Origin of the sequence: Bacillus sp. JJ675, assembly GCF_036963165.1 — a bacterium.
Classification (GTDB): domain Bacteria; phylum Bacillota; class Bacilli; order Bacillales; family Bacillaceae; genus Bacillus; species Bacillus glycinifermentans.
On sequence record NZ_JBALMR010000007.1, the window covers coordinates 134,192 to 144,648 of the forward strand.

General features: G+C 44.5%; 9 protein-coding genes. 7 read left to right on the top strand and 2 right to left on the bottom strand.

Annotation, left to right across the window (positions count from 1 at the left end; genetic code table 11):
- Nucleotides 1-31 precede the first annotated feature (31 nt).
- Nucleotides 32-391, bottom strand: coding sequence for a ribonuclease P protein component (gene rnpA, locus V7126_RS01550; RefSeq protein WP_046129442.1), 360 nt, complete (start codon nucleotides 389-391; stop codon nucleotides 32-34).
- Nucleotides 392-476: 85 nt separating this feature from the next.
- Complete coding sequence (gene rpmH, locus V7126_RS01555; RefSeq protein ID WP_082094032.1) at nucleotides 477-611, bottom strand: 50S ribosomal protein L34; 135 nt, start codon at nucleotides 609-611, stop codon at nucleotides 477-479.
- A gap of 632 nt (nucleotides 612-1,243) precedes the next feature.
- Between rpmH and dnaA the strand changes: the two genes are divergently transcribed.
- The 7 genes from dnaA to gyrA all read left to right on the top strand — a co-directional run bounded on the left by dnaA (nucleotide 1,244) and on the right by gyrA (nucleotide 10,262).
- Nucleotides 1,244-2,587, top strand: a complete 1,344-nt coding sequence (dnaA, locus tag V7126_RS01560; RefSeq protein WP_046129443.1) for a chromosomal replication initiator protein DnaA — start codon at nucleotides 1,244-1,246, stop codon at nucleotides 2,585-2,587.
- Between the two features lie 168 nt (nucleotides 2,588-2,755).
- Nucleotides 2,756-3,892 (top strand): DNA polymerase III subunit beta, encoded by a 1,137-nt coding sequence (gene dnaN / locus V7126_RS01565; RefSeq protein ID WP_046129444.1) that lies wholly within the window; start codon nucleotides 2,756-2,758, stop codon nucleotides 3,890-3,892.
- Between the two features lie 158 nt (nucleotides 3,893-4,050).
- Nucleotides 4,051-4,266: a S4 domain-containing protein YaaA gene (gene yaaA / locus V7126_RS01570; RefSeq protein WP_046129445.1), complete on the top strand. Its 216-nt coding sequence runs from the start codon at nucleotides 4,051-4,053 to the stop codon at nucleotides 4,264-4,266.
- A 15-nt stretch (nucleotides 4,267-4,281) separates the two neighbouring features.
- The gene (recF, locus tag V7126_RS01575; protein WP_175077328.1) at nucleotides 4,282-5,394 is read left to right on the top strand and encodes a DNA replication/repair protein RecF; all 1,113 of its coding nucleotides are present in this window, start codon (nucleotides 4,282-4,284) and stop codon (nucleotides 5,392-5,394) included.
- Nucleotides 5,395-5,411: 17 nt separating this feature from the next.
- Complete coding sequence (remB, locus tag V7126_RS01580; RefSeq protein ID WP_046129447.1) at nucleotides 5,412-5,654, top strand: extracellular matrix regulator RemB; 243 nt, start codon at nucleotides 5,412-5,414, stop codon at nucleotides 5,652-5,654.
- A 47-nt stretch (nucleotides 5,655-5,701) separates the two neighbouring features.
- Nucleotides 5,702-7,630, top strand: a complete 1,929-nt coding sequence (gene gyrB / locus V7126_RS01585; protein WP_175077329.1) for a DNA topoisomerase (ATP-hydrolyzing) subunit B — start codon at nucleotides 5,702-5,704, stop codon at nucleotides 7,628-7,630.
- A gap of 175 nt (nucleotides 7,631-7,805) precedes the next feature.
- The gene (gene gyrA / locus V7126_RS01590) at nucleotides 7,806-10,262 is read left to right on the top strand and encodes a DNA gyrase subunit A (protein ID WP_175077330.1); all 2,457 of its coding nucleotides are present in this window, start codon (nucleotides 7,806-7,808) and stop codon (nucleotides 10,260-10,262) included.
- Nucleotides 10,263-10,457 lie beyond the last annotated feature (195 nt).

Here is a 10,457-nt window from a genome sequence, read left to right on the forward strand (position 1 = left end):
AAATGTGCGGCCGAAAGACGCATGTTCCGGGTCAAGACGGCTTATTCGTTTTTTTTCGGTAAACAAATGACTTTCTGAAAAGGTGCTGCAAGCTTTTTTTCGTTTCTTCATATGTCAGATCAGCCGCTGGTTTTCTTGCAATGATAATATAGTCGTTTTCCTGTTTTAATTGATCACGCTCTTCTAGGATGACCTGGCGAATCAGCCGTTTTACCCGGTTGCGGACGACGGCATTCCCGATTTTCTTGCTGACCGACAGTCCGACCCGAAACTCTTTCGCATCAGGCTGATGAAGCACATATAAAACATACTGCCGGTTTGCCATCGATTTCCCTTTTTTAAATACTTTTTGAAAATCTTCATTTTTTTTTAATCGATTTCGCTTTTTCATTTCTTCCTTCACTCCGATAACAAGCTGGCAAAAAGGGCCTGGTCATTCCTCTATGTAAAAAAGACCACTGACATTATTCAGTGGCCTAAGCTGATAATACTTTTCTTCCTTTACGGCGGCGACGTGCTAATACAAGACGTCCATTTTTAGAACTCATACGGCTGCGAAAGCCATGAACTTTACTGCGTTTGCGGTTATTTGGTTGATATGTTCTTTTCATGTATGACACCTCCCTCGAGGAATAGCTGTTAAAGACAGTCTAATTTATTATATTTGGATAAGCTGTTCATTGTCAACTTCGCTTATGCATTTCTTTTTTGCACCATAATAGGATAACACAGATAAATCGACTCCGAAAGTCTATTTTCATTTTTCCTCAATTTTAGCTTAAAAGATTTTTTTGGAAGCGGGAAATTTGCGTTCTTTAATCGAAAAATAATCAATGTGGATATCTTTCGACTTCATTTTCTCTATCCACAATCATTATCGACAACATTTTCACAAAACTAACCGCTGTGGACAAAAAATCTTCAACAGTTTGTATAACGTGTGGATAAGTTCCTTTCAACCATTGCAACGTCTCACTTATTCTGATATTATATTTGTGTTTTAACTCTTGATAACAAATCGGCTGTTATTTCATTATCCACAAATTGTGGATAACTTGTGGAAAGTTTTTTAACAGGGTGTGCAGAAATTTGTCCACAACCTGTGAAAGATGTCGAAAAGACGTTTTTCTACTATATTATATGTTTTCAACATTTAATCAACGAATGGATCCATCCATTTGCTCTTTTTTTGTGTTCTATAACAGGTACATATTGCCTTGTAAAGGAGGGACGAACCCCAATTATGAAAAATATTTCGGATCTTTGGAATCAAGCCCTCGGGCAGATCGAAAAAAAATTGAGCAAGCCCAGCTTTGAAACATGGATGAAGTCGACAAAGGCTCATTCATTGCAGGGCGATACGCTGATCATCACTGCTCCGAACGAGTTTGCACGCGACTGGCTTGAATCAAGATACCTTCACTTAATCGCGGATACGATTTACGATCTCACCGGGGAAGAACTCAGCATTAAATTTGTCATTCCTCAAAATCAAAATGAAGAAGAATTCATGCCGAAATCTCCTATCAAAAAAATGTCGAAAGAAGACGAACCGGCCGATTTTCCGCAAAATATGCTGAATCCCAAATATACATTCGACACTTTCGTTATAGGCTCCGGAAACCGATTCGCCCATGCCGCATCGCTGGCCGTGGCGGAAGCGCCTGCGAAAGCATACAACCCGCTGTTTATCTACGGGGGAGTCGGACTTGGAAAAACGCACTTAATGCATGCGATCGGACACTATGTCATCGACCATAATCCGTCTGCAAAAGTGGTGTATTCGTCTTCAGAAAAATTCACAAATGAGTTCATTAACTCGATCCGCGACAATAAAGCTGTCGATTTTCGCAATCGTTATCGAAATGTCGACGTTCTTTTGATAGATGATATTCAATTTTTAGCGGGAAAAGAACAAACGCAGGAGGAATTTTTCCATACGTTTAATACCCTGCACGAAGAATCGAAGCAGATCGTCATTTCGAGCGACCGGCCGCCTAAGGAAATTCCGACGCTAGAGGACCGCCTGCGCTCCCGCTTTGAATGGGGACTGATTACGGATATCACGCCTCCCGATCTGGAAACAAGGATCGCGATTTTAAGAAAGAAAGCAAAGGCAGAAGGTCTCGATATTCCGAATGAAGTGATGCTGTATATCGCCAATCAGATCGACAGCAACATCAGAGAACTGGAGGGCGCTTTAATTCGCGTCGTCGCATATTCTTCTTTAATCAATAAAGACATCAACGCCGATTTGGCTGCGGAAGCTTTGAAGGATATCATCCCTTCTTCTAAACCGAAAATTATTACGATCAAAGACATTCAGAGAGTCGTCGGCCAGCAGTTCAATATTAAGCTTGAGGATTTCAAAGCGAAAAAACGGACGAAATCAGTGGCCTTTCCGCGGCAGATCGCCATGTACCTATCAAGGGAAATGACCGATTCATCCCTGCCGAAAATCGGCGAAGAATTTGGAGGGCGCGACCATACGACGGTCATCCATGCCCATGAAAAAATATCGAAGCTGCTGAGTGACGATGAACAGCTCCAGCAGCAGATCAAAGAAATCAAAGAGCAGCTCAGGTAATGGGAAAGTGTGAATAACTTAAACATGGTCTTACACAGTCTGTCCACATGTGGATAGGCTGTGTTTCCTTTCGTTCTCAGCACTTATCCACAAATCCACAGCCCCTACTATTACTTCTGCTATTTTTATAAAACATAATAAATATAGATTCCCGCAAGGAGGATGATTATGAAGTTTACAATTCAAAAAGACCGTTTAGTCGAAAGTGTCCAGGATGTGTTGAAGGCCGTTTCTTCAAGAACAACGATCCCGATCTTAACTGGTATTAAAATCGTCGCTTCTGATGATGGAGTGTCTTTAACAGGCAGCGATTCCGATATTTCGATTGAATCGTTTATCCCGAAAGAAGACGGTGATTTGGAAATCGTAACGATTGAAAGGCCCGGAAGCATCGTTCTTCAAGCGCGTTTTTTCAGCGAGATCGTTAAAAAACTGCCGATGTCAACCGTCGAAATCGAGGTTCAAAATCAGTATTTGACGATTATCCGTTCAGGAAAAGCCGAATTTAACCTTAACGGATTGGATGCAAGCGAGTATCCGCTTTTGCCGCAAATTGAAGAGCATCATGCGTTTCAGATCCCGACAGATCTGTTGAAAAATCTGATTCGCCAAACCGTTTTTGCAGTGTCCACCTCAGAAACACGCCCAATCTTGACAGGTGTAAACTGGAACGTGACCGGCGGTGAATTAATATGCACTGCTACGGATAGCCACCGTCTGGCGCTGCGCAAAGCGAAGCTCGATATTAGCGAGGACAGCTCATATAACGTCGTGATTCCGGGAAAAAGCTTGACCGAGCTGAGCAAGATTCTCGACGATCATCAGGAGCTCGTCGATATCGTTATCACTGAAACGCAGGTATTGTTTAAGACGAAGAACGTTCTGTTCTTCTCAAGGCTCTTAGACGGCAATTATCCTGACACCAATCGTCTGATTCCTCAGGAAAGCAAAACGAATCTGATCGTCAATACAAAAGAATTTCTTCAGGCAATCGACAGGGCGTCATTGCTGGCGAGAGAAGGACGGAACAATGTGGTGAAGCTGTCCGCATCCGCTGATGAGTCCATCGAAATTTCTTCCAATTCTCCTGAAATCGGGAAGGTTGTCGAAACGGTGAATGCCGAACAAATCGAAGGGGAAGACTTAAAGATATCCTTTAGTCCGAAATATATGCTGGATGCTCTTAAAGTTCTTGAAGGAGAGGACATTCATGTCAGCTTTACAGGCGCAATGAGACCTTTTCTGATCCGCACCCCGAATGATGATTCGATCGTTCAATTAATTCTTCCTGTCCGGACGTATTAATCTGAAACTGAAGAAAGCTGCCGGGTGAGTCCGGCGGCTTTTCTCATTTTGCTGACGGAAAAGACGCTCTCTCCCATAGCGCTGTAACTTACCCCTTTCCTTCTTTCCCTGTTTTTTAGTACAATTAGATATTAGTGATATTGAAAGAGGTCGATAAAATGACAAAGACGGTGACGATTGATACAAACATGATTACCCTCGGCCAGTTTTTAAAATTGGCTGACGTCATTCAGTCGGGCGGAATGGCAAAATGGTTTTTATCAGAGCACGAGGTACTCGTAAATGGTGAACCGGATAACCGCCGCGGGCGCAAGCTGTATGTCGGTGATACCGTGACGATTGAAGGGTTCGGTTCATTCCAGGTCGTCGGCTGAAGCAGGTGATATTGATTGTATATCCAAAATCTTACATTATCATCTTACCGCAACTATGAGCGCGTTGAGCTCGAATTTGAAAACAAAGTGAACGTGATTATCGGAGAGAACGCACAAGGCAAGACAAATTTGATTGAAGCGATCTACGTGCTTGCGATGGCAAAATCTCACCGGACCTCTAATGACAAAGAACTCATACGGTGGGATCAAGACTATGCTAAAATAGAAGGCAGGGTCATTAAAAAAAACGGTCCTGTTCCAATCCAGCTCGTCATTTCCAAAAAAGGCAAAAAAGGAAAGGTCAATCATATTGAACAGCAGAAACTGAGCCAATATGTAGGCGCCGTTAACACGATCATGTTTGCTCCTGAAGATTTGAATCTTGTAAAAGGTAGCCCGCAGGTCAGGAGAAGATTTCTTGACATGGAAATCGGCCAAGTGTCACCCGTCTATCTTCATGACCTTTCTCATTACCAAAAAATCCTTTCACAGCGCAACCATTTCTTGAAGCAGCTACAAACGAGAAAACAGACAGATCAGACGATGCTTGACGTGCTGACGGAACAGCTTACGGAATTCGCGGCAAAGGTTGTGATGAAGCGGCTTCAATTTGTTGATCAGCTCGAAAAATGGGCTCAGCCCATCCATTCCGGAATTTCGCGAGGTCTGGAAGAACTGACGTTAAAGTATCATACGTCTCTTCACGTATCAGATTCGCCTGATTTGTCGAAAATGATCAATAGTTACCAAGAATCGTTTTCTAAATTAAGAGATAAAGAAATTGAACGGGGCGTTTCTTTGTCCGGCCCTCACAGAGACGATGTTCTGTTCTACGTCAACGGCCGGGATGTCCAAACCTACGGTTCACAAGGGCAGCAGCGGACGACTGCATTATCTCTTAAATTGGCGGAAATTGATTTGATTCAGGAAGAAATTGGGGAATACCCGATTTTGCTTTTGGATGATGTATTATCAGAGCTTGACGACTATCGGCAGTCTCACTTGCTCCACACCATTCAAGGGCGTGTTCAAACTTTCGTGACAACGACAAGCGTCGACGGGATTGATCATCAAACCTTAAACGAAGCAGGAATCTTTCGTGTTGCAAATGGCGCGCTATTGGACTGAAAAAATGGGGTGAGGGATTGTATATCCATTTAGGTGACGACTTTGTCGTCTCAACACGAGAAATTGTGGCTATTTTTGATTACAAGGCAAAGACATCGCCGATCGTTGAAGAGTTTTTAACAAAACAAAGCAAGCGGATTATCTCTTCAAACAGCACGCCGAAATCAATTGTTGTCACAGTTCAGACGATCTATTTTTCTCCTTTAGCCTCAAGCACGCTGAAAAAGCGGGCTCAATCCAAGCCGGAAATCGATTCATAAAGAATCTTAACTATAAATTTATTATGTTTGAAGAAAAGTGTAGGTGAATGTGCGTGGCAGCGGAACAGAATAATAATAACTACGATGAAAATCAGATACAGGTGCTGGAGGGCTTAGAAGCCGTCCGCAAGCGGCCCGGAATGTACATCGGGTCGACGAGCGGCAAAGGGCTTCACCATCTCGTATGGGAAATTGTCGATAACAGCATCGATGAGGCTTTGGCTGGCTATTGTACAGAGATCAACGTTGTCATCGAAAAAGACAACAGCATCACGGTAAAAGACAACGGCCGGGGGATTCCGGTCGGCATCCAGGAAAAAATGGGAAGGCCTGCCGTCGAGGTCATCATGACGGTACTGCATGCCGGCGGTAAGTTTGACGGAAGCGGGTATAAAGTTTCGGGCGGATTGCACGGCGTTGGAGCTTCCGTTGTCAACGCCCTTTCAACGGAGCTGGATGTAACGGTTTACAGAGACGGGAAAATTCATTACCAGGAATACGAGCGCGGCGTTCCAAAAGCCGATTTGAAAATCATCGGCGAGACGGACAGAACGGGAACGACGACCCATTTCGCTCCAGATCCTGAAATATTCACAGAAACGACTGTGTATGACTACGATACTCTCGCCACCCGCGTCCGCGAACTGGCGTTTTTGACAAAAGGCGTCAAAATCACGATTGAAGACAAACGCGAAGGACAAGAGCGCAAGAATGAATACTGCTATGAAGGCGGAATTAAAAGCTATGTCGAACACTTAAACCGCTCAAGGGAAGTGATCCATGAGGAGCCCGTCTACATCGAAGGTTCGAAAGACGGGATTACGATCGAAGTGGCACTTCAATACAACGACAGCTATACGAGCAACATTTATTCATTTGCCAATAACATTCATACGTATGAGGGCGGAACGCACGAAGCCGGGTTTAAAACGGGCTTGACGCGTGTTATCAACGATTACGCCAGAAAGAACGGCATATTCAAAGACAACGATCCAAATTTAAGCGGTGAAGACGTCCGGGAAGGTTTGACAGCGATCATTTCAATCAAGCATCCGGATCCTCAGTTTGAAGGTCAGACGAAAACGAAGCTCGGCAATTCGGAAGCCCGCACCATAACAGATGCCTTGTTTTCAGAAGCATTGGAAAAATTCCTGCTCGAAAACCCCGATTCAGCGAAAAAAATCGTGGAAAAAGGCGTTATGGCTGCAAGAGCACGGATGGCCGCAAAGAAAGCGCGCGAATTAACGCGCAGGAAAAGTGCGCTTGAAGTGTCTAATCTTCCGGGGAAATTGGCCGACTGTTCATCTAAAGACCCGTCGATTTCCGAGCTTTACATCGTTGAGGGTGACTCTGCGGGCGGATCGGCGAAACAAGGCCGGGACCGTCATTTCCAGGCGATTTTGCCTTTGCGGGGAAAAATTTTAAACGTTGAAAAAGCGCGCCTTGACAAAATTTTGTCAAACAATGAGGTACGCTCTATGATCACCGCGCTCGGCACCGGGATCGGGGAAGATTTCAACCTCGAAAAAGCCCGCTATCATAAAGTCGTCATTATGACGGATGCCGACGTCGACGGCGCACATATCAGAACATTGCTTTTGACCTTTTTCTACCGCTACATGCGGCAGATTATCGAAAAAGGCTATGTCTATATAGCACAGCCGCCATTATACAAAATACAGCAGGGAAAACGCGTGGAATATGCGTATAATGATCAGCAGCTCGATGAGATTTTAAAAGAGCTTCCGCAAACCCCTAAGCCCGGCCTGCAGCGCTATAAAGGTCTGGGAGAGATGAATGCGACGCAGCTCTGGGAAACGACGATGGACCCTGAAACGAGAACATTGCTTCAAGTGACGCTCAAAGACGCGATCGACGCCGATGAAACCTTTGAAATGCTCATGGGTGACAAGGTGGAGCCGCGGCGGAACTTCATTGAAGAAAATGCTCGTTATGTAAAGAACTTGGATATTTAATGCAGGTAAGACCTTATTTTTGAAATAAGGTCTTTTCTAAAATAGAGCCTTTACAATTTCATGTGTATAAATTCAAGATTATTGATATAATGGAGAATAGCTTTATTCGTTGAAAGAGTATAAATACAAATCTACTCCCACACAACTCATGTAGATTCTCCAGGGAGGTTTTTTAATGAGTGAACAACAAAAGCCCCAAGTCCAGGAAGTCAATATCAGTCAGGAAATGCGCACGTCTTTCTTAGACTATGCGATGAGTGTTATTGTTTCCCGCGCTCTTCCGGATGTAAGAGACGGGCTTAAGCCGGTGCATAGAAGAATTTTGTACGCGATGAACGACCTTGGGATGACAAGCGACAAGCCATACAAAAAATCTGCGCGGATCGTCGGCGAAGTTATCGGTAAGTACCACCCCCATGGTGATTCTGCCGTGTACGAAGCGATGGTCAGAATGGCGCAGGACTTCAACTATCGCTACATGCTTGTCCAAGGCCATGGGAACTTCGGTTCTGTCGACGGTGATTCGGCTGCGGCCATGCGTTATACAGAAGCGAGAATGTCGAAAATATCCATGGAAATTCTGCGCGATATTAATAAAGACACGATCGACTACCAAGACAACTATGACGGATCGGAAAGAGAACCGATTGTCATGCCTGCCAGATTTCCAAACCTTTTGGTCAACGGTGCAGCCGGGATCGCAGTCGGGATGGCGACAAATATCCCGCCTCATCAGCTCGGCGAAATAATTGACGGGGTTTTGGCACTCAGCAAAAATCCTGATATTACGCTTGCGGAATTAATGGAAATCATTCCGGGGCCAGATTTTCCGACAGCCGGATTGATTTTGGGAAGAAGCGGAATCCGCAAAGCCTACGAAACAGGCCGCGGCTCGATTACGATTCGCGCTAAAGCCCAAATCGAAGAAGCATCCTCAGGCAAACAGTCCATTATTATTACGGAAATCCCTTATCAGGTGAATAAAGCGAAGCTGATCGAAAAAATCGCCGATCTTGTCCGCGATAAGAAAATCGAGGGCATTACAGACCTTCGCGATGAATCAGACCGGAACGGAATGCGGATCGTCATCGAGCTGAGAAGGGACGCAAATGCAAATGTTCTGTTAAATAATTTGTACAAGCAGACGGCTCTTCAAACATCATTTGGCATCAATCTTTTGGCACTCGTCGACGGACAGCCGAAAGTATTAAGCTTAAAGCAGTGTCTCGGTCATTATCTCGATCACCAAAAAGTCGTGATCAAAAGGCGGACGGCATACGAACTTCGCAAAGCGGAAGCGAGAGCCCATATTCTCGAAGGCTTGAGAGTGGCTCTTGACCACCTTGATGAAGTTATTTCCTTAATCAGAAACTCGCAAACGGCCGAAATTGCGAAAAACGGGTTAATCGAGACATTCTCATTAACTGAAAAACAAGCCCAAGCTATTTTGGACATGCGTCTTCAGCGTTTAACAGGATTGGAGCGCGAAAAAATTGAAGAGGAGTATCAAGAATTAATCAAGCTGATCGCCGAATTAAAAGCGATTTTAGCAGACGAAGAAAAAGTTCTTGAAATCATCCGGGAAGAGCTGACAGAAATTAAAGAGCGATTTAACGATGAGCGCCGGACGGAGATCGTCACATCCGGTCTTGAGACGATTGAAGACGAAGACCTGATTACGAGAGAAAACATCGTCGTCACGTTAACCCATAACGGCTATATCAAACGCCTGCCTTCTTCCACTTACCGAAGCCAAAAACGCGGCGGAAAAGGAATTCAGGGAATGGGAACAAATGAAGACGATTTTGTTGAACATCTGATTTCCACATCGACCCATGATACGCTGCTCTTTTTCTCAAACAAAGGGAAAGTCTACCGTGCGAAGGGTTATGAAATTCCTGAATTCGGACGGACGGCGAAGGGAATTCCGATCATCAACCTTCTGGAAGTCGATAAAGGGGAATGGATCAATGCGATCATTCCGGTGAGCGAGTTTGATGAGTCATATTTGTTCTTTACGACAAAACACGGCATCTCAAAACGGACGCCGCTTTCTCAATTCGCCAATATTCGCAATAACGGTTTAATCGCCTTAAGCCTTCGCGATGAAGATGAACTGATGGCTGTCCGCCTGACTGACGGCAATAAACAGATCATCATCGGAACGAGAAACGGTCTTTTGATCCGCTTTCCTGAAAGCGATGTGCGGCAGATGGGAAGAACCGCTGCCGGTGTTAAAGGAATCACGCTCACAGACGACGATATCGTTGTCGGCATGGAGATTCTTGAAGAGGATGCCGATGTCTTGATCGTAACCGAAAACGGATACGGAAAACGGACGCCTGCTTCAGAATACAGAACACAGAGCCGTGGAGGAAAAGGCTTAAAGACGTGCAAGATCACGGAAAATAACGGACCTCTTGTTACGGTGAAAGCGACAAGAGGAGAGGAAGATTTAATGATCATCACCGCCAGCGGCGTGATCATTCGGATGGACATTAATGACATTTCCGTTACCGGCCGTGTTACGCAGGGTGTCCGCCTCATTCGGTTAGCTGATCAGGAGCATGTATCTACCGTAGCCTTGGTCGAAAAAGATGAAGAACATGAGACAGAAGAAGATGAATCGTAAATGAAAGTGCAGCCTTGTGGCTGCGCTTTTTTTATCTTTTCTTCCGATAGATTATGTGTTATAATCTTTTTTGGTCGCGAATGAAAAAGATGAAAAAAACTTTTTTGAAAAAAGTGTTGACCGCTTGTCTAATAAATGTTATATTTAAGTGGTCGCCTTGAGAGCGGCAACGAAGTTCTTTGAAAACTAAACAAG

Excerpts from the sequence above, each read along its gene's own strand:
- rnpA (WP_046129442.1), bottom strand. The coding sequence starts at position 391 with ATGAAAAAGCGAAATCGATTAAAAAAAAATGAAGATTTTCAAAAAGTA.
- dnaA (WP_046129443.1), top strand. The coding sequence starts at position 1,244 with ATGAAAAATATTTCGGATCTTTGGAATCAAGCCCTCGGGCAGATCGAA.
- dnaN (WP_046129444.1), top strand. The coding sequence starts at position 2,756 with ATGAAGTTTACAATTCAAAAAGACCGTTTAGTCGAAAGTGTCCAGGAT.
- gyrB (WP_175077329.1), top strand. The coding sequence starts at position 5,702 with ATGTGCGTGGCAGCGGAACAGAATAATAATAACTACGATGAAAATCAG.
- rpmH (WP_082094032.1), bottom strand. The coding sequence starts at position 611 with ATGAAAAGAACATATCAACCAAATAACCGCAAACGCAGTAAAGTTCAT.
- yaaA (WP_046129445.1), top strand. The coding sequence starts at position 4,051 with ATGACAAAGACGGTGACGATTGATACAAACATGATTACCCTCGGCCAG.
- gyrA (WP_175077330.1), top strand. The coding sequence starts at position 7,806 with ATGAGTGAACAACAAAAGCCCCAAGTCCAGGAAGTCAATATCAGTCAG.